Here is a 26,343-nt window from a genome sequence, read left to right as displayed (position 1 = left end):
GTCGTCACTCGTCCACCCCGGCAGCCGTCGATCGTCGCCTCACCGTATCGACCCGCGGAGGGCCTCGTAAGGCCCCAAGAGGGGCTCACAGCAGCCCACTTCGGCCTGGTTCGAGCGTCGCGCGACAGCGGGTCGAGCGATGCGGTCATGGCGCCTCCAGCAGGTCCCCGGTCCCGGGCAGGGGCCGGCGCGGGTCGTCGTAGAACAGGGCGATCCCATGGGCCCAGTAGGTCTCCGGCCGGCCCTCGCGCAGCCCGGCCCGCAGGGCGTGCACCAGTTCGGGAAGGCGGTCCGCGCCGCCCGCGCCCGCCACCGTGTCGCCGGCTCTTCGGTGGAACTCGCCGCAGACCGCTTCGGACTGCCCCCGCCAGCGCCGCCACAGGGCGACGCCGTATCCGCCGTGCACGATCCGCACGAGCGCGACCGGGTCGTCCTCGAACCGGTGGTCGCCGTAGCGGCAGAGCACGGGAACGGTCTTGTGCGGCAGGCCGCGCAACGACTCCGCCACTGGTACGGGTACCCGCAACCCGTCCTCGCAGTCGAGTACTTCGGCCTGTGCGCCGTGCTCGTGGATCCACCGCCAGCGGGCCTCCCGCTCGTGCCGCTCCTCGTCGGCCGGGAGCGTCTTTCCGGCCCGGGCGGCCGCGTCGGCGGGCTCGGGAAGCTGTTCCCGGTCGGCGCAGCGCACGACGACGGGCCGGTGGGCGCCGAGCGGCACTTCGTCCGGCCCGAACTGCCAGGTGTCGACGTCGAGTCCGAGCAGCAGATGGGGCAGGGCCACCTGGAGGTCGGCGGGCCGTCCGGGTTCGTCGCACTGACGGAAGGCTTCCGTCAGGACGGGTGCGAGAACGGCCGGCAGCTCCTCCAGCGGGGTGCGTTCGCCGTCACGCAGCCGCACCACCTCTCCGGTCGGTCGGCCCACCGAGACGTGCCAGTCGCAGCGGCCCGGCTCCCAGCCCAGCTGCTCCAGTTCGAGCAGGACGAAGAGACGGGGCGCACGGCCGGCGCCGTACGCGGTGCCGTGCGCCGCCTCTGCTTCCGCCGCCGAGGGGCCACGGGGCGCCACCTGGAGCCGTTCGATCCACTGTTGACCGAGGCGGCGCCGGTACGCGGGGCCCGGACGGCCCTCGGCGGTCTGCCGCACCCACTCCCACAGCGCCCGTTCGGCGGCCCGGGTGCCCGGTGTGACGAAGGGGCGGTCGGCGGACATCGCCCGCATGGCGTAGTCGAGGACGAGGTCGAGGGCGGCGTCCTGGCGCGAGCTCTCGTACAGCGCCCCGAGTCCGTCGCGCCAGCCGCGCGGAGCCGGATGCGGGATCGCCGCCTGGTCGCCCAGGAGGGATTCGAGCAGGCCGAGCAGGGCGCGGGTGCTGGCCGGCGGCGGCAGATCGGCGAGCCTGCCGAGCAGCTGCGTCCGCTCCTCGGGGCTCAGGGCGCGGCCGGGCCGGGCGCCGAGCTGGTTCTGGACGTCGGCCCAGGTGCTGCGGTCGGTGTCCGGGTGGCGCTGCCGGTCCCGGTGGTAGCGGTCGTGGGCGTGGAAGACGGCGTGGTACGGATCGTCGTGCTCGGCGGCCGTCTCCTCGGCCGGCACCGGCAGGGACCGTAACTGCTCCACCCCCGTGCAGGTGCCGCCGAGCCCCCGGTCCGTGCGCGACTTCAGGACTCCGACGACCTCACCGCGTACGGGGTCGACGACCGGCCCGCCCGAGACGCCGGGCGGCAGCACGTCGCCGCCGAGGCGGATCTGCTCGTCGTCGGACCAGCCGCCGAGCGTGCCCTGGACCGTGCAGGTGCCGCTCAGCCGGCGCAGCTCCCCGCCGACCACGGACCAGCCGGAGTACAGGACGACGCCCTCCTCGTAGTAGGCGGCCGGGCGTTCGGTGACGTACGCGCAGTCGTGGTCCACCGGCTCGCGCAGCCGTACCAGGGCGAGGTCGGGGGACGGCCAGGTGCCGCGCGCCGGGAGCCCCGCGCGGTCCGGGAGGACCGTCGCGACCTCGCCGGTGACCGCGGACGTACCGCGGCCCGGCCCTCTCTCGTACACCACCCGCACCTCGTTCCCCTCCCCGCTCCGGACCACATGTGCGCAGGTCAGAACCCAGTTCGGAGCGATGAAGAAGCCGCTCCCGAGGAACGTGCCGGGTTCGTCGAGGGCATACCCGGGGCCCGCGCGATGGATGCGCACGGTGGCGGCCATGACGAGATCACGCAGCGCACGGTGAGCGTTTCCGGGGCCGCCCGGTGCGCCCGGGGCGTGCCCGTCCGTCATGCTCCGCCCCCGCCGGAGGGGTCGGTGGCTCCACCGTGCGCCGGGGCGCCGGGAGACGCGCCCGCGTGCGGGGTGGCGGTCCCGTCCCCCGCCGGACCGGGTGGCCCCGCGTGGGGGACGCCGGTCCCATCTCCTTCCAGGTCGGGCGGCGCACCGTTCCAGGTGAGCGTCACGGTGATGCCCGCCTTGGCCTCGCCGTCCGCGAGCAGCCCGACCACCTTGCCGGCCTTCGCCGTCAGCTCGATGCCGAACTCGACGCTGACCTCGTCGGGCCGCACCGCGCGCAGCGGGGCGGCGAGCGAGCGCGCGACGCCGGTGATCACCGCGTGCAGGCTCTCGACCTGCGCCTCGACACGCTCCGCGAAGCCGACGTCCGTCAGCGACAGCTCGCCGCCGGGATCCTCCAGTTCGTCGGCCCCCGAGATCCGGGCCCACACCGGTGTTCCGTCGGGCATCTCGATCCGTGCGATGCGCGTCACCGCGTCACTCATGGCATCCCCCGTTCCCCCACGCCCCCGTGGTTCGAGCCGACCTTGCAGGCTAGCGGCCGGGGCCCGCGCACGACAGAGGCCCTCCACCCGCCTCCTGACCCCGCCTATCCTTTTCCCAGCGTTCCACTTCCCTTTCACCGACGGAGCACCATCCATGTACTTCACCGACCGCGGCATCGAGGAACTAGAGAAGCGGCGCGGCGAGGAAGAGGTCACCTTCGAGTGGCTCGCCGAGCAGTTGCGTACGTTCGTCGACCTCAATCCGGACTTCGAGGTACCGGTGGAGCGGCTGGCGACCTGGCTGGCCCGACTGGACGACGAGGACGAGGACGACGAGTAGGAGCGCGAGCCCGGGGCACCGCTCCCGCGCGAGGACGGTCAGTCGTAGGCGCGCAGGTGGTCGTACGCCAGGCCGAGGGCACCGCGGAGCATCAGGACCGCGCCGGCGACGATCCAGCCGCCGCTGTGGCGCCGGATCCCCCAGGCCGTGAGCGGGAGGCCGACGGCGAGCTGGGCCGCGGCGAGGGTGCGGGCCCTCGGGCCGCGCAGCCAGGGTCCGAGACCGCCGCTCTCCACGACGTCGAGCTCGGCGCCCACGGCGGCCCGCCAGCCGGTCCACTCGATCTGCTCGGCGTCCGGCCGGATCCGTACCGCGTCACGGAGCTGTTCCACGGGTTCCCCGGGGTCGATCCCGGCGGGAAGCAGCACCCCCGCGCGCGTGAGGACGGCGAGCAGCCCGCTCACGCGCGCGTGGGCGTCGGCCTCCGGGTCGGGCTGCGTCAGCGGCTCCAGGACCTGCATGTCGAGCACCGGGTCGAGCCCCAGGCGGGCGGCGAAGGTGCGCATCGCCTCGTCCTCGCCGACCGGGGTGCCGTTCGCCAGCCATTCGTAGCCCACGGTGCGACGGAAGCCCGAGGCCAGGGTGAACCCGCTGCGGTCGGTGTCCCACCACAGCGCGAGGACGGGCCAGGGCGCGCCGACCGCGAGCGCCGCGGCCCAGCCGGTGAGCACGCGGTCCACGGGTTCCGCGCCCTCCTGCCAGGGCTTGCCCTCGGGGACCAGCACGCTCCAGTCGGGGCCCGCCCCGGCGAGCAGCATCCGCTCGCGCAGCAGATGGACGGCGGGACCGACCGACTCCGGACGGGCCCGGCACAACAGCAGGGCGCCGGGGGCCGGACGGTCGCCCCTGGACGCGCCGGAGGGAGTCGACATAGCCCCACTTTAGGGCGAATTGCCCACTTTGATGCACCAATGATCCCCAGAACGGGTGTCTTGACTTTCGATATCCGCGATATATCGTGAATATGAGAGACGCGATATGGCGTGTCGAGCTCGGACTCGTACGAGGGTCCGGTCCGTTCGAGGAGGTCTGCACCATGTCCGAGTGGTCCGTGACAGAGCCGAAGAAGCTCTCCTTCGACGGCCCAGTGCAGACGCTGCACGTGCGCATCGTCAACGGAACAGTGAACGTCGTGGGAACCGACGAGAGTTCCGCCCGGCTGGAGGTGTCGGAGCTCGACGGCCCTCCCCTCCAGGTGACCCAGGAGGGCGGCACGCTCACGGTGGCCTACGAGGACCTTCCCTGGAAGGGCTTCCTGAAGTGGCTCGACCGCAAGGGCTGGCGCCGCGCGGCCGTCGTCTCGCTCGCCGTCCCGGCGCGCACGCACGTCGAGGTGGGCGTGGTCGGCGCCGCCGCCGTGGTCTCGGGGACGGACGGACGGGTCCAGGTGAAGGGCGTCACCGGCGACACCACGCTCGTCCGCGTCTCCGGCCCCGTGCGCGTGGAGACCGTCTCGGGGAACCTGGAGGCCCAGGCCGTCACCGGCGACCTCCACTTCAACTCGGTCTCCGGGGACCTGACCGTCGTCGAGGGCTCCGGCACCTCCGTGCGGGCCGAGTCGGTGAGCGGCTCGATGATCGTGGACCTCGACGCCACGGGCACGCCGACCGACGTCCGGCTGTCGAACGTCTCGGGCGAGATCGCCATCCGGCTCCCCCATCCCGCGGACGCCGAGGTGGAGGCGAACACCGCCAGCGGCAGCGTCTCCAGTGCGTTCGAGGACCTGCGGGTCAACGGCCAGTGGGGCGCCAAGAAGATCACCGGCCGCCTCGGCGCGGGCAACGGCAGGCTGAGGGCGATGACCGTCTCGGGCTCGATCGCCCTGCTGCGCAGGCCCCCGACGGAGGACGAGCCGTACGAGGAGGTCCCCCAACCGCGGGACGCGGCGCCTTCGGCCGGCCCGGCAACGACCGCGGACACCACCCCGGACGCCACTGCGGGCGGCTCGGCGGACAACGCGACGGGCGGCTCGGCGGACGACACCGCAGGCGACTCCGCGCCCGCCACCACTGACGACACAGCGACGGACACCGCTGACCACTCCGCCACCACCGCCGACGACCACTCCGCGACGGACACCGCTGACGGCACAGCGAGCGGCACACCGGACGACGATGCCACCGAGGGCCGTCCGGCCGGCTCCTCGACCGACAAGAAGGTGCTCTGACATGGCCCCCGTCTTCGCCCACGGCCGACTGCGCCTGTACCTCCTCAAGCTGCTGGACGAGGCCCCGCGCCACGGCTATGAGGTGATCCGCCTCCTGGAGGAGCGCTTCCAGGGCCTGTACGCGCCCTCGGCGGGCACCGTCTACCCGCGGCTGGCGAAACTGGAGGCCGAGGGACTCGTCACGCACACCTCCGAGGGCGGCCGCAAGGTGTACGCGATCACCGACGCGGGCCGCGCCGAACTGGCCGACCGCAGCGGCGAACTGGCCGATCTGGAGCTGGAGATCCGCGAGTCGGTCGCGGAGCTCGCGGCGGAGATCCGCGCGGACGTCCGGGGCGCTGCCGGTGACCTGCGCCGCGAGATGCGGGCGGCGGCCACGGAGGCACGCCACGGCTCCAGGGCCGGCGCCCGGCCGGGGCAGCAGGACGATCGGGCGGGCGGGTCCGGCGGCCTCGACGACTTCCAGGACAGGGAGTCGTGGCGGGCGGCGAAGGAGGAGATGCGGCGCGTCCGTCAGGAGTGGAAGGAACAGGCCCGCCGCGCGAAGGACGAGAGCCGTCGCGCCCGCGACGAGGCGCAGCGCGCCCGCCGCCAGGCCAAGGAGGCCCAGGAGAAGGCCCGTGCGCAGGCCCAGGAGGAGATGCAGCGCATGGCCAAGCACGTCCAGGACCAGGTCCAGGACCACTTCGCGCGCGGGGACTGGCCGACGGGCGTGCGCGAGGGGCTGACCGAGCTGGCCAAGGAGTTCGGCGACTTCGGGAAGAACTTCGGCAAGGACCTGGGGAAGGACCTCGGCAAGGAGTTCGGATTCGGCCGCACGCCGTCCGGAGCGCCCGTGGATCCGGAGTACTCGGCCACGGCGGAGGACTTTCCCGCCGAGTACGAACCGGCCTGGGCGCACGAGGACTCCACGGGCAACCCCGTCCGGGACCTGGACCGTCTGCTGGACCGCTTCCGTGACGACATCCGCGACGCGTCCCGCGACCACGGTGTCACCGAGGACCAACTCGGCGACATCCGCCGCCACTTGTCGACAGCGGCGGCCCACATCGGCTCGACGCTGCGAGGCAGGCGGCCGTAACTCCCCCGGCGACCCTCGACGCCCCGGCCCTCCTCACGGGCGCCGGGGCGACCGGCCGGGCGGGACCACACACGCGGCCCTGCCGGCCCGGTCACCCCGGTTGTCACCGGCCGGCGTCGAGCACGGCTCAGCGGCCTTCGCCGGCCCGGGTACACCGGGCCACACGTCGCACCGGGCCGCACGGATTGCACCGGTCCGCACGGCTCCACCGGTCCGTACGAGACACACCCGCCCGCGCGGGACCCAGCCCGCACCCCGGCCGTCCACCGCGCGCCGGCCGGACGGCGCACGGCACCGACCGGTCGCACCGGTAACGCCGGTCACGCCGGCCTGCTCGCGTGGCTCACCCCGCTTGCGCCACACCGCCCTCGCCGGCCGCCCCGGCGCCGCCGTACAGCACTCGTGTCACCGACTCGTAGGTGACACCGTGATCGGCCAGCACCTCTGCGGCGACCCCGCCCCGCAGGGTGATCGCCAGCAGCAGGTGCTCGTCCCCGATGTGCCGGTCCCGTCGCGCGGCAGCGATCCGCAGGGCTCGTACCAGCACGTCCTTCGCCCCCTGCCCGAAGGGCCGACGACGGGCCCGCCTGCCGTTCCCGCCCCGCCCGCCCGACTCCAGGGCGCCTTCTCCGTGGGCCTCCTCGATCCGGGAGACGATCTCGGACAGGTCGATGCCGAGCCCCGAGAGGGCGTCCGCGTCGGCGCGCGAGAGTCCGCCCCTTCGCCGCGCCTCGGCGAGGTCCCGCTCCAGGGACTCCCGGAACCCGGACTCCCCGAGCGAGGTCAGCGCGAAGGAACCCCGGCTGCCCTCCCGGTCCAGGAGGGACAGCAGCATGTGCTCCTCCTCGACCGTCTCGGCGCCCACCCGCCCGGAGTGCGACACCGCGCCCTCGACGACGGCACGCGCATCCTTCGTGAAGCGTTCGAACATCACTGCCTCCCGTACTTCTTGTGCACTGCCTGCCTGCTCACGCCGAGTTCCGCGGCGATCTCCTGCCACGACCAGCCCTGATGGCGCGCACTGCGCACCTGTACCGCCTCCAACTGCTCCAGCAGCCTCCGCAGCGCGGAGACCGCCCGCAGCCCGATCCGCGGATCGCGGTCACCCGCGCGCTCGGCAAGATCCGTTGCTTCGGTCATGACGTCAACCTACGTTGACACCTCGCTCTTGTCAACCAAAATTGACACCGCCGGGGCGCACCCGCACCACACCCACCGGACACCGGACACCGGACACGCGAAACGGCGGGCCCGGAAACCCGGACCCGCCGCGACAACCCTCTGGAACAACCCTCTGTCAGCTCGCCGTCAGCACGATCTTCCCGAACAGATCGCCGGACTCCAGCCGCTCGAACCCTTCGCGGGCCCGGTCGAGCGGCAGCACCTCGTCGACGACGGGCCGCACACCGGTGGCCGCGCAGAAGGCCAGCAGGTCCTCCAGCTCGTCCTTCGTTCCCATGGTGGAGCCGACCACCTTGAGTTCGAGGAAGAAGATCCGCGTCAGCTCGGCGTGCGAGGGCCGGTCGCCACTGGTGGCACCCGAGATGACGACGGTGCCGCCGGGACGCAGCGACTTGACCGAGTGCGACCAGGTGGCGGCGCCGACCGTCTCGATGACCGCGTCGACCCGCTGCGGCAGCCGCGCCCCGGACTCCAGCGCCTCGACGGCTCCGAGTTCGAGCGCCCGCTTCCGCTTGGCCTCGTCACGGCTGGTGGCGAAGACCCGCAGCCCGGCGGCCTTGCCGAGCACGATCGCGGCGGTGGCCACGCCCCCGCCGGCACCCTGGACGAGCACGGAATCGCCGGGCCGGACCCCGGCGTTGGTGAACAGCATGCGGTACGCCGTCAGCCAGGCCGTCGGCAGACAGGCGGCCTCCGCGAAGGACAGTTCCTTGGGCTTCGGCAGCACGTTCCACGTCGGTACGGAGACCTGCTCGGCGAAGGTGCCCTGGTAGCGCTCGGTGAGGATGGACCGGGGCTCGTCGGGGCCGACCCCGTGCCCGCTCTGGCCGATGACGGAGTGCAGGACGACCTCGTTGCCGTCCTCGTCGATTCCGGCGGCGTCGCAGCCGAGGATCATCGGCAGCTTGTCCTCGGCGAGGCCGACGCCGCGCAGCGACCACAGATCATGGTGATTGAGGGAGGCGGCCCGTACGTTCACGGTCGTCCAGCCCGGCCTCTGTCCGGGGGCCGGGCGCTCCCCCAACTCCAGGCCGTTCAGCGGCTGGTCACGGTCGATTCGGGTGGCGTAGGCAGCGAACATGACCTCGACGATAGGCTCCGCCCCCGGCCTGGGGAACCGACTCCCCGTGTGACACGCGTCCCGCGGCACCCCCGGCGCAAGCCCCACCGGGCGACAGCCTCTCCTCGCCCTCTCCTCCCGCGGACAAAAGGCGGGCAAAAAGATGGCCCCGCCGGGAGGAAACCATCCCGGCGGGGCCAAGCAGGACACCACGTCAGCGGCGGGCGACGCCCTCCGCACGGGCGGCGGCGGCCACCGCGGCCGTCACCGCCGGAGCCACCCGCTCGTCGAACGGCGAGGGGATGACGTAGTCCGCGGCGAGGTCGTCCCCGACCACCGCGGCCAGCGCGTCGGCGGCCGCGATCTTCATGCCCTCGGTGATCCGGGAGGCCCGGACCTGGAGCGCACCGGCGAAGATTCCCGGGAAGGCCAGCACGTTGTTGATCTGGTTCGGGAAGTCCGACCGCCCGGTCGCGACGACGGCCGCGTACTTGTGGGCGATGTCGGGGTGCACCTCGGGGTTCGGGTTGGCCATCGCGAAGACGAAGGCCCCCTTCGCCATGGAGGCGACCGCCGGCTCCGGCACCGTACCGCCGGAGACACCGATGAAGACGTCGGCGCCCGCGAGCGCCTCCTCCAGCGAACCGGAGATCCCCGCCTTGTTGGTGATCTCCGCGAGCTCGCGCTTGACGTCCGTCAGGTCGTCCCGGTCACGGGACACGACGCCCTTGCGGTCGGCGACCGCGACATCGCCGAGGCCCGCCTCCAGCAGGAACTTGGCGATGGCGATACCGGCCGCGCCCGCTCCGGAGATCACCGCGCGCAGGTCGCCGAGCGAGCGCCCGGTCAGCCGGGCGGCGTTCCGCAGGGCCGCGAGGGTGACGACCGCGGTCCCGTGCTGGTCGTCGTGGAAGACGGGAATGTCCAGTCGTTCCTGGAGCTTGCGCTCGATCTCGAAGCACCGCGGTGCCGAGATGTCCTCCAGATTGACGCCGCCGAACGAGGGAGCGAGCCGGACCACCGTCTCGACGATCTCGTCGACGCCGGTGCAGGCGAGCGCGATCGGCACCGCGTCCACACCGCCGAACTGCTTGAACAGGATGGCCTTGCCCTCCATGACGGGGAGCGAGGCCTCCGGGCCGATGTCACCGAGCCCGAGCACTGCCGTCCCGTCGGTCACCACAGCGACCACGGACGACTTCCACGTGTAGTCATGGACGAGTTCCGGCTGCTCGGCGATCGCGCTGCACACCTTCGCGACGCCGGGCGTGTAAGCCAGGGACAGGTCGTCCTTGTCGCGGATGGGCACAGTGGCTTGCACAGCCATCTTGCCGCCGCGGTGCAGCGCGAAAGCCGGGTCGAAGGCATCGAGGGGCTCGGCCCCGCCTTCGTGATCCGTACTGCTGTCGCTGCGAGGATTGACGATCTCCGCTGCCACTTTGTTTTACCCCTTAAGTCTTCATTGTTTGAGGGTGACCACTCCTGGTTGAGGGGTGGGCGGGCACCGCGCAGGCCCTGCCGCCGTGGTTGCGTACGGGCCGCTGCGCGACGGGCGCGCCGCACACGCGCCCTGAGCCCCGGATGAGGGGTGTAAAGAACCTTCTTACCGGACGGACGGTGCCGAGGACGAGTCCATAGAGCCAAGATCACATGGCGGTGAGATGATTCATGCCTGGATCCATTGACACTTCCGGATATGTCCTCGTTCGGGTGTGAGTGCCGCCTAGCGGTCTTCCGCTTCTTGCGCGGCACCGAAGATCTTCCGGCCGGAGGGGACGATTCCCGCACATGATCCGGTCGTACGTGACCGGCCGGTAATGGTTCGGGGGTCACCCGTTATCCGATTTTGACATGGCGGGCACCGTGAATCCCGCCGTCCGAATGGCAAGATGCCGTCATTACACGAGGTCGCGACACTCGAAGGTGTGTGTTTCCGTCGACCTATCGGCTACTCCCTGATCCGCCGGAGGAACCCTCATGACCGCACGCACCACCCGTCGTACCACCGCCCGGTCCCGGATAGCAGCGGTCGGTGCGATCGCGGTCGCCGGCGCCCTGATCCTCACCGGCTGCGGTGACCAGACGAACGACGGCGGCGGCAGCTCCACGGAGTCCGCCAAGTCCAACAGCGCTCCGCTGTTCTCCAAGCTGCCCAAGAAGATCCAGGACGCGGGCGTCATCAAGGTCGGCACGAACGCCGAGTACGCCCCCATGGAGTCGGTCGACGGCGGCAAGATCGTCGGCGTCGACCCCGACCTGGCCGACGCGCTGGGCAAGCAGCTCGGCGTGAAGTTCACCTTCACCTCGGGCTCCTTCGACGGCCTGATCACGGCCGTCAACTCCGGCCGCTACGACATCGCGATGTCGTCCATCACGGACAACAAGCAGCGCCAGGAAGGCCTGGACGACAAGGGCAAGAAGCTCGGCGAGGGCGTCGACTTCGTGGACTACTTCACGGCCGGTACGGCCATCTACGTGAAGAAGGGCAACCCCGAGGGCATCAAGGGCCTCGAGGACCTCTGCGGCAGGACCGTCGCGGTACAGCGGGGCACGACGTACGAGACGGCCCTCAAGGACCAGTCCAAGAAGTGCACGGACGGCGGCAAGAAGGCCATCAACATCGAGTCGTTCGACAACGACACCGAGGCCCAGACCCGCGTGAAGTCGGGCGGCGCGGTGGCCGGCATCAACGACTACCCGGTGGCGGTCGACCTGGCCAACAAGGCCGACGGCGGCAAGGCCTTCGAGGTCATCAACAAGCAGTACGACGCCGGCCCCTTCGGCATCGTCCTCAGCAAGAAGAACACCGAGCTCCGTGACGTGCTGAAGGAAGCCGTCGACGCGATCATCAAGGACGGCTCGTACCAGAAGGTGCTGGAGAAGTGGGGCGCCCAGTCCGGCGCGATCGAGCAGTCCGCGATCAACGGCGGCAAGTAAGCCGAGCGCACCACTGAAGGGCAGTCACGTGACTGACAATCTCGACAAGTCCCCCTCGGACACCCCGCCCCCGGGCGACGCGGTGTCCAAGAGCGGGGCGTCCGGGCCGTCCCCGGAAGCCATCAAGGCGATCCCCGTCCGGCACTGGGGCCGGTGGGTCAGCGGCATCATCGTCGTCGCGCTCCTGGTGGCGCTGATCTACGCCTTCTCCCAGGGCAACATCATGTGGTCCACGGTGGGCGACCAGCTCTTCGTGTCCAGTGTCGTCCAGGGCGCCGGCCGCACGCTGCTGATCAGCGTGCTCGCCATGATCGTGGGCGTGGTGCTGGGCGTCGTCCTCGCGGTGATGCGGCTCTCGAAGAACCCGGTGACCAGCTCGGTCGCCTGGCTGTACATCTGGTTCTTCCGCGGCACGCCGGTGTACGTCCAGCTGCTGCTGTGGTTCAACCTGGCGCTGATCTTCCCCGTTCTGAATCTCGGTCCGATCTACAAGAACGAGATGACGGACGTCATGACTCCGTTCATGTGCGCCCTGCTGGGTCTCGGTCTGAACGAGGCCGCGTACATGGCCGAGATCTGCCGCGCCGGCCTGCTGGCCGTCGACGAGGGTCAGACGGAGGCCGCGCACGCGCTCGGCATGAGCCACACCAAGACGCTGCGCCGGATCGTGATCCCGCAGGCGATGCGTGTCATCGTGCCGCCGACCGGCAACGAGTTCATCAACATGCTGAAGACCTCGTCGCTGGTGTACGCGGTCACGTACAACGAGCTGCTGCGCTCCACCTCGGCGATCGGCTCCACGTCGTACGCCGTGATGGAGATGCTGTTCGTCGCCTCCATCTGGTACCTGGCCATGACCAGCGTGTTCAGCGTCTTCCAGTACTACCTGGAGCGCTACTACGCCCGCGGCTCCAGCCGCAGCCTGCCGCCGACCGTGTTCCACAAGATCAAGACGAACATGCTCGGGCTCGGCAGTGAGAGGGGCAAGGCATGACCGCGATGGTGAAGTCGGAGAGCGTCCACAAGTCCTTCGGTCCTGTGGAGGTCCTCAAGGGCATCGACCTGGAGGTGAACACCGGCGAGGTGTTCTGCCTCATCGGCCCGTCCGGCTCGGGCAAGTCGACCTTCCTGAGGTGCATCAACCACCTGGAGAAGATCAACGCCGGGCGGCTGTACGTCGACGGGGACCTGGTCGGCTACCGCCAGAAGGGCTCCAAGCTCTACGAGCTCAAGGACAGCGAAGTCGCTCTGAAGCGCCGTGACATCGGCATGGTCTTCCAGCGCTTCAACCTGTTCCCGCACATGACGGCCGTAGAGAACGTCATGGAAGCGCCGATGCAGGTGAAGGGCACGAAGAGGTCGGACGCCCGGGACCGAGCGATGGAACTGCTGGAGCGCGTCGGACTGGGCGACAAGGCGAAGAACTACCCCTCGCAGCTGTCCGGCGGCCAGCAGCAGCGGGTGGCGATCGCCCGCGCGCTGGCGATGGATCCGAAGCTGATGCTCTTCGACGAGCCGACCTCGGCCCTGGACCCGGAGCTGGTCGGTGACGTCCTCGACGTCATGCGCGACCTCGCCGAGTCCGGTATGACGATGGTCGTCGTCACGCACGAGATGGGCTTCGCCCGTGAGGTCGGCGACAGCCTGGTCTTCATGGACGGCGGTGTGGTGGTCGAGGCCGGCAACCCGCGCGACGTCCTGACGGACCCGCAGCACGAGCGCACGAAGTCGTTCCTGTCGAAGGTCCTCTGACCGGGACGTCGGCACTCCTGAGCGCAGGGAACAAGGGGCGGTACGGGTCTCCCGTACCGCCCCTTCCTCATGCCCCCGTTCCGGTTCCCCCGTTGTCGTGCCCTCCCCGCTGCTTCACCTGGAACCCGGCGCCGCGGGACGCAGTGGAGGCGGTACGGATTTTCCGTACCGCCTCCAACAGGGTTCGCGGGTGGCCTACTTGACCGCGAGCACCAGCGCGTCCGAGGGGGAGCGCCACACCGGGCGGGCCTCGCCGAAGCCCTGTTCGCGCAGCACGCGCGCGTGCCAGTCGGCGGAGGGGGTGTCCCCGTCGGCGTGCTCGCCGTAGATCTCGAAGCGGCGGGCGGTGGGGCCGGCGAGGACCGGGTCCTGGGCGGCCACCTCCCACCAGTCGGCCCAGTCGAGGGCGCCGTCCTTCTTGGCCTGCTCCCTGCGGGCGTGCTGCTGGGCGCGGTCGGCGGCGTTGATCCGGGGTGTCGTCTCGTCGATCATGTGGTCGGCGTTCATGAACACACCGCCGTCACGGACGAGTCCGGCGATCTGGCCGTAGAGGACGGTGAGGGGTTCGCTGTGCAGCCAGTGCAGGGCCGTGGAGGTCAGGACGGCGTCGTACGTGTCGTACGGCAGCCGCTCGCGCCAGCGGGGGTCCTTGAGGTCGGCGGTGACGAGGGAGACCCGGTCGTCGCCGGCGAAGGTGCCCTCGGCGATGGCGAGGAGGGCGGGGTCGAGGTCGACGCCGGTGCTGGTGGCTCCGGGGAGGCGGGCGAGCAGCCGGGCGGTGACGGTGCCGGTCCCGCAGGCGAGGTCGAGGACGCGGGGCGCGGGTCCGACGAGCGCCTCGGTCATGTCGAGCATCACCCGGAAGCGGTCCTCGCGGTCCGGCATGTACCACTCCTGCTGCCGGTCCCAGCTCTGCTGCCAGGCATGCCAGTCGGTTCCGGTGCCGATGGCCATGAAGGCCCCTCCTCCAGTCGACGACGTAATACCCTGTAAGGGCGATCAGCTGTTACCTGACCACCGTCACGACGATAGAGCGCCTCCGTAAGGACTACAAGTGGAACTGGCCTATTACTCGGATTATGCCGTCCGCCTCGTCAACACCGAGGAACCGGCCCGGGGCAAGGACTCGCTGACCTCCGTCGAGGCCGTCCGTGACCTGTTCGGGGGGAACGCCTCGGCTGCCCGCCGTGCCGCGGAGGCCGACGTCACCCGCTTCCGCTCGGTACGGGGACGGCTGCGCGCGGTCTTCGAGGCGGCGGCCGGCGGCGAGGAGACCCTCGCGGTGGACCTGCTGAACTCCCTGCTCCTGGAATTCCCGGTGAGCCCGCAGATCTCGGGGCACGACCACCGCGACGACGACGACCGCCCGCTGTGGCACATGCATCTGGCGGATCACCCGTCGAACGCGACCGCGGGCTACGCGGCGATCGCGGCGATGGGCCTCGCCTTCCATCTGACCGAGTACGGCGTGGACCGTCTCGGCCTGTGCGAGGCCGCCCCGTGCCGCAACGCCTACCTGGACACCTCCACCAACCGCTCCCGGCGTTACTGCTCGGACCGCTGCGCGACCCGCGCCAACGTCGCGGCCTACCGAGCCCGCAAGCGCCTGGAGGCGGACCGGACGGGAAGCACCGGCCTCGCGGCCACCAGCACCCAGCGGACGACGGCGAACGGCGACCGCTGACCCGCTTTCGGCGGCCGGAAACGGAACCGCACCTTCCCGAGGACGAGTTCCTCGGGGACGGTTCCGTAGTCGGTGCTGTCCCCGCCCGCGAACGCGTTGTCCCCGAGCACCCACCAGCCGCCCTCACGCCGTTCCGCGATCCGCTTCACGACGAGCAGGTCCTGCTGGAACGGATGGCGCAGGACGACGACATCGCCCGGCCTCACCCTCGCCCCCCACTGAACGACGAGCCGATCCCCGTGCTGGAGTGTGGGCACCATCGAAGGGCCCGTCACCTCCGCCGCCCCGAACGGCAGCAGAGCCTTCCCCCGCTCGGTCTCCTGCGACAGCTCCGGCATCACCGGCACCTCCCCGGTCCTATCCTCCACCAGTCCCAGTTTCACCCCGGACTTTTGTCCTAAGCCCATGGGGGCACTCGCGAAATAGCGTCTCCCACGGAGTAATGTCCCACCTGAGAAGACGATCACGAGGAAGGACAGCTCAATGCTCTCCCGCCTGTTTGCCCCCAAGGTCAAGGTCAGCGCGCACTGCGACCTGCCCTGCGGCGTGTACGACCCGGCCCAGGCCCGCATCGAGGCGGAGTCGGTCAAGGCCGTTCAGGACAAGATGGCCGGCAACGACGACCCGCACTTCCAGGCTCGCGCCACGGTCATCAAGGAGCAGCGCGCCGAGCTCGCCAAGCACCACGTGTCGGTGCTCTGGAGCGACTACTTCAAGCCCCCGCACTTCGAGAAGTACCCGGAGCTGCACCAGCTGGTCAACGACGCCCTCAAGGCCCTCTCGGCCGCGAAGGCGTCCACCGACCCGGCGACGGGCCAGAAGGCGCTGGACTACATCGCCCAGATCGACAAGATCTTCTGGGAGACCAAGAAGGCCTGACCTTCGTCCGGGCGTCCGAGCCGCGTCCGCGCGGATCGCGTCGCCCGTCTGTACGCACCCGGACCGTAGAGCCGCCGTTCCCGGCGGCTCTACGGTCCGGGTGCGTACTGCTTTCCTGGGGCGGTGGGCGTCCCGCGGTCTCCACGCGGGTCATGGGCGCATGCCGACTCGGTCACACGGGAAGCTGACGCATCTCGATCACCCGAAGGCCCAGGGCCTGGAACCGGGTGAGCAGTCCGTAGAGATGGGCGTCGTCGATCACGGTGCCGAAGAACAGGGTCTGCTCCTTCGTACGGACCTTGTCGAGTTCGGAAAAGGCCGAGGCGAGCGTGTCCGAAACAATGCCGGCGATGCGGAATTCATAGCGCATACGAGCACTTCCCTCGGGGCCGGGGCGCGGGGTCCGCTGCGAAGCTCTGCCATCGTCGGCCGCCCGCGCCGATGTGACATCCCCCGGTGCGGGCGACATCCGCCCACCTCGGAACTCTCCCGCTCACACCCTCGCCACTCCACCTTCCACCCGTACCCCGGCGCTACGCCCTCCGGGCGACGAAAAAGGCCGAAAAAGGGTGAGCGGGCCCTCGCCGCACGGGGGCTCACCTTCGACGGGTGATGCGGGTGACCGCGCGGGCGGCGAACCTGGGGAGGCGGGTCCGCGTTCCGGCGGCCCCCGGGACCGCCTCGGAGGATGGCCGATGAACGCTCTCGCGGCAGCCGGCCGGGGCACCTCCGTCCGCACCGGCCACGCCGCGTTCCGCCGTCGGCGGTGGTGGCGCGCGGGCCTCCTCCAACTGCTGTTCATCGGCATCGGACTGGGCCTCGGCCTCCTCGTCCCGGAGTTCACCCGAGGACCCGTGCTGCCGTCCCGCCAGGTGGCCGAGATGCTGCTGGCGACGGGCTTCGGCGTGCTCGGCGCGGCCACCGTCATCTTCTCCGTGCTGTTCCTGGTGGTGCAGTGGGCGGCCACCACGTTCACCCCTCGGCTCACCCTTTTCCGGGACGCGCCGATCGTGTGGCGGACGTTCGCCTTCGCCGTCGGACTGACCGTCTTCTGTGCCACCGCGGCCCTGACCATCGCCAACCGGGACGAGGTCTCGGTGGTCGTGCCGATCAGCGCGGGCGTCCTGCTGCTCCTTCTGCTGACGCTGCTGCGCGCCCTCCTGCTGCGGGCCGTCGCCGCGATCCAGCTGGCCCCGGTGCTCGGCTCCATCACGGAACGGGGCCGGCACAACCTCGACGTCCTGTATCCGGGCACCCGGGGAGACCTGGGAGACCCGGCCGGTCCGGGCGGGCCGTGTTCGACGGTCCGCTGGCCGAAGGGCGGCGCGGTGCTGCAACGCGTGGACGAGGACCTGCTGGCGGGCGCGGCACGGGCGGTGGACGCGGTCGTCGTGCTCCGGGTGACGCCCGGCACCACCGTGCAGCAGGGCACGACCGTCGCCGAGGTGTACGGCGGCGAACTGGCCGCCTCCGCCGTGCTGCGCGGTCTGGAGACCGGCGCCGAACGCGTCTTCGACCAGGACCCCGGACTCGCCTTCCGGCTGCTCGCCGACATCGCGCTCAGGGCGCTGTCCCCGGCGGTCAACGACCCCGCCACGGCGGTCCAGGCCCTGGACGCCGTGGACGATCTGCTGCGCCGGCCGGTCCCGGCGCGGGCCCGGCCCCGCGAGATCACCGACCGCGCGGGCAGCCTTCGCGTGGTCGTCCCGCTGCCGGGCTGGGAGGACTTCCTGCGGATCGCCGTCGACGAGGTGATCCCGGCCGCCCGGAACTCCCCGATGGTCCTGATCCGCCTCCGGACCCTCCTGGAGGACCTGCGCGGGGCGGGCCGCGGCGGGGCGCCCCTCACCAGGCGGCTGACCTGGGTGGACGAGGAGCTCGACGCCCGGTTCCCCCGCCTCCGGGACGCCCTCGCGGAGGAGCGTGACGGGCGCGAGGTGCGCGGGCAGTTTCAGGAAGGCGAGGAGCGCGGTGGGCGCGAGGCGCCTCAGGGCGACGGATGAACGGCCCCGCCGAGGCTTCCGGGGGTGACCGGCTGGGGCGGATCCGCCGGGCGCCGTCGCCGATGCCGGAGCCGTCGCCGTGGCGGATGCCGGTACCGGTGTCATCCCCGTGGCGGGTGCCGGTACCAGGAACGGCGTCGGCGCCGGTCGTCGAGGAGCCCGCGGAGGCGGATCCGCGAGCTCACCCGCGGAGGGTGATCCGCCGGGGCGGGGGGTGACCGCACTCTGGAGCCGAAGCAAGACGTCACGCCCGCGGAGATGTCGCACAACCGACAGGAGTTCGACCATGAATGGCTCGACGCTCAATCTGGCAGCGGACTACCCCCTGCTGAACGTCTTCTGGACCACGATGTGGTTCTTCCTCTGGATCCTCTGGTTCATGCTGCTCTTCCGCGTCATCGGGGACATCTTCCGCGACGACTCGCTGAGCGGCTGGGGCAAGTCGGGCTGGTGCGTCTTCGTCGTCATCCTGCCCTTCCTGGGCATCTTCGTGTACCTGATCGCACGGGGCCGCGGAATGGGTGAGCGCGAGATGAAGCGCATCCAGAAGAACCAGGAAGACATGAACTCCTACATCCGCGAGACCGCCGGTACCACCGGCAAGGCCGACGAACTGGCGAAGCTCGCGGACCTCAAGAGCCACGGCCACATCACGGCCGAGGAGTTCGAGAAGGCCAAGGCCAAGGTCCTCGCCGCCTGACGGCACGGACACCCCCGCGTACGCACGACCACCGCCGTCCCCCGGGCCAGTGATCCCCCGGGGGGCGGCGGTCCGTGTGCCATTCTGGGGAGGTGGCGAATCCCCGACCGCTCGAAGACCTGGTCCGGCTGCGGCAGGCGCGCGACCGGATGAACCGCGAGTACGCCGAGCCGTGGGACATGGCCACGCTCGCGCGCACCGCGCTGATGTCGCCCGGACACTTCCAGCGCAGTTTCCGGGAAGCCTTCGGCGAGACGCCGTACACGTATCTGATGACCCGGCGGATCGAGCGCGCGAAGGCTCTGCTGCGGCGCGGCGACCTGACGGTGACCGAGGTGTGCTTCGCGGTGGGCTGCACCTCGCTCGGCTCGTTCAGCTCGCGGTTCACGGAGCTGGTGGGCGAGACCCCGAGCGCGTACCGGGCCCGCCCGCACGACCACGGCGCCCCCATCCCCTCCTGCGTGGCCCGCCGGCTCACCCGCCCGGCCCGCCACCGCAACCCGGAGGCGGAACCGGGGACGCGTCTCTAGTGCCTGTCGGGGCACTGGGGTCCGCCGTCCTGTCCACGTCCGGCCGCGTGACGCGAACGGCAGGCTCTAGTGCCACGGCAGGCAATGTTTGCCCTCAAGGAGCGGCGCCCGGTGCGTGCTCTCGGTGTGCCGGCCGGAAGTCCTCGTACTGGATGTACTTGGGCTTTCGGCCGGTGCGGCGAGAGTGCGTGCCGGGCGCCGCGACGGGGCGAACGTTGCCTGTCGCGGCACTAGGTTGGACGCATGGATCTGAAACTGTCCCAGTGCTTCATCTCCGTCGACGACCACGACAAGGCGCTCGCCTTCTACCGTGACGTGCTGGGCCTGGAGGTCCGGGGTGACGTCGGGTTCGAGGGAATGCGCTGGGTCACCGTCGGCTCGCCGCTCCAGCCGGATGTGGAGATCGTCCTGGAGCCCCCGGGGGCGGACCCGGACGCCTCTCCCGCGGACAAGCAGGCCATGGCCGAACTGCTGGCCAAGGGGATGCTGCGCGGAGTGATCTTCTCGACGACCGACTGCGACGAGCTCTTCGAGCGGGTCCGCGCCTCGGGCGCCGACGTCGTCCAGGAGCCCGAGGACCAGCCGTACGGCCTGCGGGACTGTGCCTTCCGCGACCCGGCGGGCAACCTCCTGCGCTTCGCGGAGAAGCGCGCCGCCCGCTGACGGGGGCGACGGGAGGCCGGGATCAAGGGGGAGGGACACTACGTCCGTGTTCCGCGGCCATGATCGGCCCGCGGGGCGAACCGTCCGAACGCTTCGAGGAGCCATCCGTGCCGTCCGCACGCCCCCGCGTCCTGTTCGTCAGCGACCTGGCCTATCCGGCCAAGGGGCGGCGGTACTGCGACGAGGACATCGCCCTGACCTCCCGGCTGCGCGAGGACTTCGACATCGCCGTGTGCCACCCGCTGGACGCGGCCGCGCTGATGACCGGCTTCGACGCCGTGGTCGTACGCAACAGCGGGCCCGTCCTGCACCACCAGGCCGCGTACGACGCGTTCCGCGAACGGGCGCTCGCGGAGGGGGTCCGCGTCTACAACCAGCTCTCGGGCAAGGGGGACATGGCCGGCAAGGGCTACTTGCTGGAGCTGACCGCGGCCGGATTCCCCGTCATCCCGACCGTCGACCGCGCACAGGACCTGGACCTGCTGCCCGAGGCCGCCATGTACGTGGTGAAACCGAGGCAGGGGGCGGACTCCATCGGCCTGGAGTTCGTTCCGCGCGAGAAACTCGCCTCCCTGCCGTTCGGCGACCTCCTCGTCCAGCCGCGCGTCGACTTCCGCTACGAGGTGTCGTTCTACTTCGTCGACCACACCCTCCAGTACGCCCTGTACGCGCCCGACCCGGAGCGGCGCTGGGCCCTGGAGCCGTACGAACCGACCGACGAGGACCGGGAGTTCGCGCAGCGGTTCGTCGAATGGAACGACATCGCGTACGGCATCCAGCGCGTGGACGCCTGCCGGGCACCCGGCGGCGAGCTGCTCCTCGTCGAGCTGGAGGACCTCAACCCGTATCTCTCCCTGGACGTCCTCTCCCCCGGGACCCGCGACGCCTTCGTCGCACGGATGAAGGCGTCGCTGCGCGCCCTGATCGCCGGGGAGGCGGTATGAACCGTACGGACGGTGAGACGGGCAAGCCCCCGGTGACCACGGGGCCGGCCGTCCGGTGGACCCACGTCTTCGTCGACCGGCCCGCGGCGGAGCTCGGACCGGCCCTCGGCTTCTGGACGGCGGTCACCGGCACGAAACTGCCCGAACCCCGGGGCGACCAGGGGGAGTTCGTGACGCTGCTGCCCGGCGAGGGGGACGCGTGCGTGAAGGCCCAGGGTGTCGGGGACGGCGTCGGGGGCGCGCATCTCGACCTGTCCGTGGAGGACGTACCGGCGCTGGTGGAGTGGGCACTGCGGCTGGGTGCCACGGTCGTCGCGGACCACGACGGGTGGGCCGTACTGCGCTCCCCCGGCGGGCAGTTGTTCTGCGCGGTGCCGTGGAACGGTGAATCGGCGCGGCCGCCGGTGGCCGAGGGACCGGACGGGGCGACGAGCCGGCTGGACCAGGTGAGCATCGACCTGGCGCCGGGCGTGTACGACGCCGAGACCGTCTTCTGGAGCGAGCTCACGGGGTGGGAGTCCGTCCCCGGAGCGCTCCCCGAGTTCCATCTGATCAGGCCGCCGGCCGGGCTGCCGCTGCGCATCCTGCTGCAACGCCTGGGCGCCGAACGTCCCACCTCGGCCCACCTGGACCTCGCCTGCTCGGACGTCGACACGGTCCGGGCCCACCACGAAGCCCTGGGCGCGACGGCGGTCGGCCGGGGCGCGCGCTGGACGGTCATGCGGGACCCCGCGGGCGGCACCTACTGCCTGACCGGCCGCGATCCGGTGACGGGCAGCCTGCCCTAGGGGCGGGTCGCGACCACGCAGAGGACGGGCCCCCCGCGCTCCGCCTCGGGGCAGGGCGGGTCCGAGACCTGGGCGGAGATCAGCGGGGCCGGGGCGTCGCGGCCGTTCTGCTCGGAGGTGTACCAGCCGGTCGGCGGTGCCGGCTCCGCCGAGGCCTGGAGCCAGAGCGTGAGGGCGCCGGCGCCGGCCACGGTGACCGCCCACACCACCAGGCCCCAGCGCCACACCCGGCGTCGCTCCCCGTCCGCGCTCACGCCGAAGCCGCCCCGCCCCGGTCCCAGACCTCGACGTCCACGACCGCCTCCACCGCGATCGGCCCGTAGACGTGCGGGAATTCCTCCCCGCCGGGGTCCATCGCCTCGAAGCGGACCGGCGCCGTGAGCCGTTCGGCGTCGACCACGAGGACCACGAGCTCGTCGGGTCCGGTGTAGGAGCCGTACACCATGGCGGCCACGGCGGGGAGTTGGCGGCGCAGCGAGCAGTGGATGAAGCCCTCTTCCTGGAGGGTCCGGCCGCGGGTGGATCTCTCGTAGGTGCCCGACGCTCGGGCCACGTCCCACAGGGAACGCTCGGTCAGATGCAGCAGAGGTTCGGACATGCGGACAACGCTACGCACGCAGCCGGGCCGCCCGCACCTCCAAATAGCGGCGCTCGGGCAGGCTGAGGGTCTTGGCCGCCGCCGACGCGTAGGCCTCCCGCGCCGCGTCCGGGTCGCCCGCGCGCTCCAGCAGGTGGGCCCGGACCGCGTCCAGCCGGTGTCCGGCGGCCGACTCCCCCTCCAGCCGGTCGAGTTCGGCGAGAGCGACACGCGGCCCGTGCACCATGGCCACGGCGACCGCGCGGTTGAGGTGTTCGACGGGACCCGGGACCCGGCGGACGAGGAGGTCGTACAGGCCGAGGATCTCGGTCCAGTCCGTCGCCTCCGCCGACGGCGCCTCGTCGTGGACCGCGGCGATCGCGGCGCGGAGCGCGTACGGACCCGCCGGTCCCAGCGCCAGCGCCTCGGTCACCAGGGTCACCCCCTCCTCGATCGCCGTCCTGTCCCAGCGGGTGCGGTCCTGTTCGTCGAGGGGGACGAGTTCTCCCTGCGGCCCGGTCCGCGCCGCGCGCCGGGCGTCGGTGAGCAGCATCAGCGCGAGCAGTCCGGTCACCTCGCCGTCCTCCGGCAGCAGTTGCCGGACCGTGCGGGTCAACCGGATCGCCTCATGGGCGAGTTCGGCACGCTGGAGGGCCGAGCCGGAGGTCGCCGTGTAGCCCTCGTTGAAGATCAGGTACAGCGTGTGCAGGACTGCGGGAAGCCGTTCCTCCCAGTGGTCGGGACGGCCGAGACCGACCCCCCGGATCCGCTGCTTGGCCCGGCTGATCCGCTGCGCCATGGTCGCCTCGGGCACCAGGTACGCCCGCGCGATCTCCGCCGTGGTCAGGCCGCCGACCGCGCGCAGCGTGAGCGCGATCTGCGCGGCCGGGGACAGCGCGGGATGGCAGCACAGGAAGAGCAGGGAGAGGGTGTCGTCCAGCGACGGGGCGCGGTCCGCGCCCGGCGGCGGCGCCGTGAAGGCGTCCCGCGGCGTCAGCGCCGCGGCCTTCTCCTCCCGCAGCCGCCGTGCCTCCTCCGCGCGCAGGGCGTCGACGAGCCGGCGCGAGGCGACCTTGATCAGCCATCCGCGCGGGTTGTCCGGCACACCTTTCTCCGGCCATTGCCCGGCGGCCGCGAGCAGCGCCTCCTGTACCGCGTCCTCGGCCGAGTCGAAATGCCCGTAGCGGCGGACGAGCGCGCCGAGGACCTGCGGCGCGTGGCGGCGCAGCAGGTCCTCGACCCCGGTCGTATCCCTCATCCCGCTCAGATGTCCCCGGCCCCCTCCTGGACGGGCCGGATGACCACCGGGTGGCCGGTCTGGCCCTCGGGGCCGGGGCAACGGGTGACCCGCTCGGCGATCTCGGTGACCCGCTCCAGGCTCGCGCAGTCGACCACCCAGTAGCCGGCCATCAGCTCCTTGGTCTCGCTGTACGGGCCGTCGGTGATCACGGCCTTGCCGTCCGCGTCCAGGGACACCTGGCGCGCCCGCGCGGGGTCGGTCAGTCCCTGGGCGTCGACGAGCTCGCCGGACTCGGAGAGGTCGTCGCCGATCGCGCCCATGTAGGCGTACATGGCCTGCAGTTCCTGCTCGCTCCAGGCCGGCGCCTGCTCGGAGGCGTTGCCCCGCATGCCCTCGTAGTCGGCCTGGGTGCCCTGCACCATCACCAGGTACTTCATGAGTCCGCTCCTTCGGCTTCCTCGGCTCGGACCGCCCGTCGTGGGCGGCTCTCACAGGGGACGTCGGAGCCGGCCCGCGTTTCTCTACACGTTCCCCGCACGACTTTTCACGACGACGATTTTCACGACCTCGTGCGGCGGTGTCCGGCGTGCGTCAGGACGGCTCCGCCGCGGCCTCCTCCGGCAGATCCCGCCCCTCTCCCCCGCTCCCGCCTTGCCCTTGGCCCTCGCCTTGGCCCCCGCCCCCGCCTTGCCCCTCGCCCTCGCGCTGGACGTGGCCGTGTCCTGGCTCGTACGCGTAGGCCGCGCAGTCCGGGTTGCGGCAGGGTCCGGGACCCCATCTGGGCACCCAGGCGCCCAGAGTCTTGTACCGGTGCACGACTGTGGCGACCGACTGCTCGCATTCTGGACATACATGCTCATCCGTGCCCATGCCTTCAGGGTAGGACGGCGGACCCACCGCTTCCTGTCGTACGTCCAGAACAAGGCCGGCTCCGGCTCCGGCTCCGGCTCCGGCTCCGGCCTAGGCCCGCGCCGGTCCCCCGGGACGCGGCTCACGCCACATCGGCCACATCCGTGGGCCGTCCGGCAGGTCGAGGGGGCGGCCAGAGAGCGCGAAGCCGAGCCGTTCGTACAGGGCGCGGCTGCGGGCGTTGCTCGCCTCCAGGTAGGCGGCCAGTCCCTCGCGGTCGCAGCGGTCGAGGACCGACTCGATCAGCGCCCGGCCGAGGCCCTCGCCCTGGCGCTCCGGCGTCACCCCGATCATCCACAGGTAGGCGTGGGCCCGCCCCTCGGGGTGGATGCCGGCCGTCAGCCGGCCGATCAGCTCGATGCGTTCGTTGTCCGGGTCGACGGCCTCGCGGAGCTGCGCGGGACCGTCCTCGTCCGCCCCGTCGCCTTCGCCGTCCCCCTGGTTCCCGTCCGCGCCGTCGTGGTTCCCGGCGGCGGGGACGGACAGCCACAGGGCGCACGCCGAACCGTCCTCGGCCAGATCGACGCGCCCCTCGGCGAGCACCACATCGGTGAAGGCCGCCATCAGCCCGGGGTGCTTCGCCCGGCGCTGCGCGGGGTCGGGGAAGACCCAGCCGCTCACCGGATCGTCCTGGAAGGCCTCGTCCAGCAGCCGGACGACCAGCTCCCGGTCCGTCTCGTCCGCCACTCGGATCGCCACACCCATGACCAGCCCCACCCTTCGCCCCAACCAGCCTCGACCGTACGGCGGTTGAGCCTATTACGCCCTCGCGCCGGCACACGGAGCCGGGCACCGCACGGATGTCAGGTTCCGTACGGTGCCCGGGGTTCCGGGGCCGTCGACCAGCGGCACCGGAACCGGTCAGGTGCTGCGCCGCGTGACGAACTCGGCGAGTGCGAGAAGGCCGCCCGCCGCCTCGGGGTCCGGCACCGCGCGGGACAGTTCGTGCATCGCCCGGGACATTCGGTCGGCCGCCTGGACCTGCGCCCAGTCACGCCCGCCCGCCCGCTCGACCGCCAGCACCGTGCGCTCCAGTTCCCCTTCCCGGTACGGCGCCGCGTACAGCTCGGCGAGTTCGGCGGCCGCCGGGGTGCCCGAGGTGAGCGCGGCGACCACGGGCAGCGACTTCTTGCGGGCGGTGAGGTCCGCCCCGGCCGGTTTGCCGGTGCGGCTCGGGTCTCCCCAGATCCCGATCACGTCGTCGATGAGCTGGAACGCGAGTCCCGCCTCCCGGCCGAACGCGTCGAGAGCCTCGACGTCCTCGGTACCCGCCCCGGCGTACAGCCCGCCGATGGCGCAGGCGCTGCCGAGCAGGGCGCCGGTCTTCGCCTCGGCCATGGCGAGGCACTCGTCGAGGGTGACCTCGTGCGGGCCGAGCTTCTCCATGGCCGTGTCCGTGTGCTGTCCCGCGCACAGTTCTACGACGCAGCCCGCGAGCCGCGCGGCGGCGGCCGAGGACGCGGGGTGCGGGTCCTCGGCGAGCATCCCCAGGGCCAGGGCCTGGAGGGCGTCCCCGGCGAGGATCGCGTCGGCGTCGCCGAACACGGTCCACGCGGTGGGACGGTGTCTGCGGGTGGTGTCCCGGTCCATCACGTCGTCGTGCAGCAGGGTGAAGTTGTGGATCAGCTCCACCGCGGCGGCCGCCCGTACGGCCGCCTCGCGCTGTCCGCCGAGCGCCTGGACCGCGGTCAGTACCAGCGCCGGCCGGATGGCCTTGCCGGCGTTCCCCGCCGCCGGGGTGCCGTCCGCCTGCTCCCAGCCGAAGTGGTACAGCGCGATCCGGCGCATGGAGCCCGGCAGCGAGTCGACGGCCCGGCGCAGCTCGGGGTCGACGCACGCCCGCGCCCGCTCCAGGACGACCGCGGCCTCCTGCGCGTCGGGCGGGCCCGGCGAGCCCGGTCTCTCCGGCCTCTCCGGTCTCTCCATGGGGCTTCCGCCGGGACCCCTTCGGTCCGAAGGCCTCGTCGGGCGCCGTCCGCCGGGGATTCCGGCCGGTCCCTGCCGTGTCCGGGTCGTCATGTCCTCACCCGCTCGATCGCTCCGGAACACCTGCTGACGGTGGCGCCGAGGAGGCCGCCGTGCGCGGGCGCGTGTCCCCGGTGTGGTCCTGCCCCGGGGGGCGGGACCACACCGGGCTCCGCTCGGCG

General features: G+C 71.7%; 30 protein-coding genes. 14 read left to right on the top strand and 16 right to left on the bottom strand.

Annotated features, from left to right (window positions below; genetic code table 11):
• Window positions 1-145 precede the first annotated feature (145 nt).
• Both OG410_RS27810 and OG410_RS27805 read right to left on the bottom strand, forming a co-directional pair.
• Entirely contained in the window at window positions 146-2,269 is a 2,124-nt protein-coding gene (locus tag OG410_RS27810) for a VMAP-C domain-containing protein (protein WP_329301621.1), read from the bottom strand.
• Window positions 2,266-2,760: a CU044_2847 family protein gene (locus tag OG410_RS27805; RefSeq protein WP_329301620.1), complete on the bottom strand. Its 495-nt coding sequence runs from the start codon at window positions 2,758-2,760 to the stop codon at window positions 2,266-2,268. Before OG410_RS27805 ends, OG410_RS27810 begins: the two co-directional genes overlap by 4 nt.
• A gap of 154 nt (window positions 2,761-2,914) precedes the next feature.
• Here OG410_RS27805 and OG410_RS27800 point away from each other — a divergent pair, with 154 nt between their 5' ends.
• Window positions 2,915-3,100, top strand: coding sequence for a DUF6104 family protein (locus OG410_RS27800; protein ID WP_007266501.1), 186 nt, complete (start codon window positions 2,915-2,917; stop codon window positions 3,098-3,100).
• 38 nt (window positions 3,101-3,138) lie between these two features.
• Here the strand turns inward: OG410_RS27800 and OG410_RS27795 are convergent, their stop codons facing one another.
• Window positions 3,139-3,972 carry a hypothetical protein gene (locus OG410_RS27795; protein ID WP_329301619.1) on the bottom strand — a complete coding sequence of 278 codons (834 nt, stop codon included), beginning with the start codon at window positions 3,970-3,972 and terminating at the stop codon, window positions 3,139-3,141.
• 164 nt (window positions 3,973-4,136) lie between these two features.
• On the opposite strand from OG410_RS27795, the gene OG410_RS27790 reads away from it, so the two are divergent.
• Both OG410_RS27790 and OG410_RS27785 read left to right on the top strand, forming a co-directional pair.
• Window positions 4,137-5,267, top strand: coding sequence for a DUF4097 family beta strand repeat-containing protein (locus OG410_RS27790; protein WP_329304272.1), 1,131 nt, complete (start codon window positions 4,137-4,139; stop codon window positions 5,265-5,267).
• A gap of 1 nt (window position 5,268) precedes the next feature.
• Entirely contained in the window at window positions 5,269-6,348 is a 1,080-nt protein-coding gene (locus OG410_RS27785) for a PadR family transcriptional regulator (protein ID WP_329301618.1), read from the top strand.
• 343 nt (window positions 6,349-6,691) lie between these two features.
• On the opposite strand, the gene OG410_RS27780 is transcribed toward OG410_RS27785, so the two are convergent.
• The 4 genes from OG410_RS27780 to OG410_RS27765 all read right to left on the bottom strand — a co-directional run bounded on the left by OG410_RS27780 (window position 6,692) and on the right by OG410_RS27765 (window position 10,028).
• A complete protein-coding gene (locus tag OG410_RS27780; RefSeq protein ID WP_329301617.1) occupies window positions 6,692-7,279 on the bottom strand; it encodes a Clp protease N-terminal domain-containing protein in 588 nt (195 codons plus the stop codon).
• Entirely contained in the window at window positions 7,279-7,488 is a 210-nt protein-coding gene (locus OG410_RS27775; RefSeq protein ID WP_148010429.1) for a helix-turn-helix domain-containing protein, read from the bottom strand. Before OG410_RS27775 ends, OG410_RS27780 begins: the two co-directional genes overlap by 1 nt.
• A 157-nt stretch (window positions 7,489-7,645) precedes the next feature.
• Complete coding sequence (locus tag OG410_RS27770) at window positions 7,646-8,611, bottom strand: zinc-binding dehydrogenase (protein WP_329301616.1); 966 nt, start codon at window positions 8,609-8,611, stop codon at window positions 7,646-7,648.
• Between the two features lie 193 nt (window positions 8,612-8,804).
• Window positions 8,805-10,028 carry an NAD(P)-dependent malic enzyme gene (locus OG410_RS27765; protein WP_326785563.1) on the bottom strand — a complete coding sequence of 408 codons (1,224 nt, stop codon included), beginning with the start codon at window positions 10,026-10,028 and terminating at the stop codon, window positions 8,805-8,807.
• A 539-nt stretch (window positions 10,029-10,567) separates the two neighbouring features.
• Here OG410_RS27765 and OG410_RS27760 point away from each other — a divergent pair.
• Genes OG410_RS27760 through OG410_RS27750 form a run of 3 tightly spaced genes read left to right on the top strand, consistent with a single transcriptional unit; the run spans window position 10,568 to window position 13,279 of the window.
• Entirely contained in the window at window positions 10,568-11,527 is a 960-nt protein-coding gene (locus OG410_RS27760; RefSeq protein ID WP_329301615.1) for an ABC transporter substrate-binding protein, read from the top strand.
• Window positions 11,528-11,555: 28 nt separating this feature from the next.
• Entirely contained in the window at window positions 11,556-12,521 is a 966-nt protein-coding gene (locus OG410_RS27755) for an amino acid ABC transporter permease (protein WP_329301614.1), read from the top strand.
• Window positions 12,518-13,279 carry an amino acid ABC transporter ATP-binding protein gene (locus OG410_RS27750; RefSeq protein WP_329301613.1) on the top strand — a complete coding sequence of 254 codons (762 nt, stop codon included), beginning with the start codon at window positions 12,518-12,520 and terminating at the stop codon, window positions 13,277-13,279. Before OG410_RS27755 ends, OG410_RS27750 begins: the two co-directional genes overlap by 4 nt.
• Window positions 13,280-13,474: 195 nt before the next feature.
• Here the strand turns inward: OG410_RS27750 and OG410_RS27745 are convergent, their stop codons facing one another.
• Complete coding sequence (locus OG410_RS27745) at window positions 13,475-14,233, bottom strand: class I SAM-dependent methyltransferase (RefSeq protein ID WP_329301612.1); 759 nt, start codon at window positions 14,231-14,233, stop codon at window positions 13,475-13,477.
• 100 nt (window positions 14,234-14,333) lie between these two features.
• Between OG410_RS27745 and OG410_RS27740 the strand changes: the two genes are divergently transcribed.
• Complete coding sequence (locus tag OG410_RS27740) at window positions 14,334-14,963, top strand: CGNR zinc finger domain-containing protein (RefSeq protein ID WP_328671358.1); 630 nt, start codon at window positions 14,334-14,336, stop codon at window positions 14,961-14,963.
• Here OG410_RS27740 and sodX read toward each other — a convergent pair.
• Window positions 14,867-15,301: a nickel-type superoxide dismutase maturation protease gene (sodX, locus tag OG410_RS27735; RefSeq protein ID WP_326785569.1), complete on the bottom strand. Its 435-nt coding sequence runs from the start codon at window positions 15,299-15,301 to the stop codon at window positions 14,867-14,869. The genes OG410_RS27740 and sodX overlap by 97 nt on opposite strands.
• Window positions 15,302-15,446: 145 nt before the next feature.
• Between sodX and sodN the strand changes: the two genes are divergently transcribed.
• Complete coding sequence (gene sodN, locus OG410_RS27730) at window positions 15,447-15,842, top strand: superoxide dismutase, Ni (RefSeq protein WP_261707948.1); 396 nt, start codon at window positions 15,447-15,449, stop codon at window positions 15,840-15,842.
• Between the two features lie 172 nt (window positions 15,843-16,014).
• Here the strand turns inward: sodN and OG410_RS27725 are convergent, their stop codons facing one another.
• Complete coding sequence (locus OG410_RS27725) at window positions 16,015-16,212, bottom strand: hypothetical protein (protein ID WP_328671357.1); 198 nt, start codon at window positions 16,210-16,212, stop codon at window positions 16,015-16,017.
• 325 nt (window positions 16,213-16,537) lie between these two features.
• On the opposite strand from OG410_RS27725, the gene OG410_RS27720 reads away from it, so the two are divergent.
• The 6 genes from OG410_RS27720 (at window position 16,538) to OG410_RS27695 (ending at window position 21,470) form a co-directional block, all read left to right on the top strand.
• The gene (locus tag OG410_RS27720) at window positions 16,538-17,845 is read left to right on the top strand and encodes a DUF2254 family protein (protein ID WP_329301611.1); all 1,308 of its coding nucleotides are present in this window, start codon (window positions 16,538-16,540) and stop codon (window positions 17,843-17,845) included.
• A gap of 286 nt (window positions 17,846-18,131) precedes the next feature.
• Window positions 18,132-18,545 (top strand): SHOCT domain-containing protein, encoded by a 414-nt coding sequence (locus OG410_RS27715; protein WP_326785572.1) that lies wholly within the window; start codon window positions 18,132-18,134, stop codon window positions 18,543-18,545.
• 149 nt (window positions 18,546-18,694) lie between these two features.
• Window positions 18,695-19,075 (top strand): helix-turn-helix transcriptional regulator, encoded by a 381-nt coding sequence (locus OG410_RS27710; RefSeq protein ID WP_326790800.1) that lies wholly within the window; start codon window positions 18,695-18,697, stop codon window positions 19,073-19,075.
• 243 nt (window positions 19,076-19,318) lie between these two features.
• Entirely contained in the window at window positions 19,319-19,738 is a 420-nt protein-coding gene (locus OG410_RS27705) for a VOC family protein (protein ID WP_329301610.1), read from the top strand.
• Between the two features lie 107 nt (window positions 19,739-19,845).
• Window positions 19,846-20,682 (top strand): hypothetical protein, encoded by an 837-nt coding sequence (locus OG410_RS27700; protein ID WP_329301609.1) that lies wholly within the window; start codon window positions 19,846-19,848, stop codon window positions 20,680-20,682.
• The gene (locus OG410_RS27695) at window positions 20,679-21,470 is read left to right on the top strand and encodes a VOC family protein (protein WP_329301608.1); all 792 of its coding nucleotides are present in this window, start codon (window positions 20,679-20,681) and stop codon (window positions 21,468-21,470) included. The genes OG410_RS27700 and OG410_RS27695 overlap by 4 nt, the downstream gene beginning before the upstream one ends.
• Here OG410_RS27695 and OG410_RS27690 read toward each other — a convergent pair.
• The 6 genes from OG410_RS27690 to OG410_RS27660 all read right to left on the bottom strand — a co-directional run bounded on the left by OG410_RS27690 (window position 21,467) and on the right by OG410_RS27660 (window position 26,122).
• On the bottom strand, window positions 21,467-21,724 hold the full coding sequence (locus OG410_RS27690; RefSeq protein WP_326785576.1) for a hypothetical protein: 258 nt from the start codon (window positions 21,722-21,724) through the stop codon (window positions 21,467-21,469). The two genes, OG410_RS27695 and OG410_RS27690, sit on opposite strands and share 4 nt — an antisense overlap.
• Window positions 21,721-22,068: a DUF952 domain-containing protein gene (locus tag OG410_RS27685; RefSeq protein WP_329301607.1), complete on the bottom strand. Its 348-nt coding sequence runs from the start codon at window positions 22,066-22,068 to the stop codon at window positions 21,721-21,723. The genes OG410_RS27690 and OG410_RS27685 overlap by 4 nt, the downstream gene beginning before the upstream one ends.
• A gap of 10 nt (window positions 22,069-22,078) precedes the next feature.
• Window positions 22,079-23,305, bottom strand: coding sequence for an RNA polymerase sigma factor (locus OG410_RS27680; RefSeq protein ID WP_329301606.1), 1,227 nt, complete (start codon window positions 23,303-23,305; stop codon window positions 22,079-22,081).
• Window positions 23,306-23,310: 5 nt separating this feature from the next.
• Window positions 23,311-23,724, bottom strand: a complete 414-nt coding sequence (locus OG410_RS27675) for a YciI family protein (protein ID WP_328448370.1) — start codon at window positions 23,722-23,724, stop codon at window positions 23,311-23,313.
• 523 nt (window positions 23,725-24,247) lie between these two features.
• Entirely contained in the window at window positions 24,248-24,901 is a 654-nt protein-coding gene (locus OG410_RS27665; protein ID WP_329301604.1) for a GNAT family N-acetyltransferase, read from the bottom strand.
• 156 nt (window positions 24,902-25,057) lie between these two features.
• Complete coding sequence (locus OG410_RS27660; protein WP_329301603.1) at window positions 25,058-26,122, bottom strand: family 2 encapsulin nanocompartment cargo protein polyprenyl transferase; 1,065 nt, start codon at window positions 26,120-26,122, stop codon at window positions 25,058-25,060.
• Window positions 26,123-26,343: the final 221 nt, after the last annotated feature.

This window comes from Streptomyces sp. NBC_00659 (genome assembly GCF_036226925.1).
GTDB lineage: Bacteria > Actinomycetota > Actinomycetes > Streptomycetales > Streptomycetaceae > Streptomyces.
Note: the sequence above shows the minus strand (reverse complement) of the source record. Positions and strands in the feature narration are given on the sequence as shown.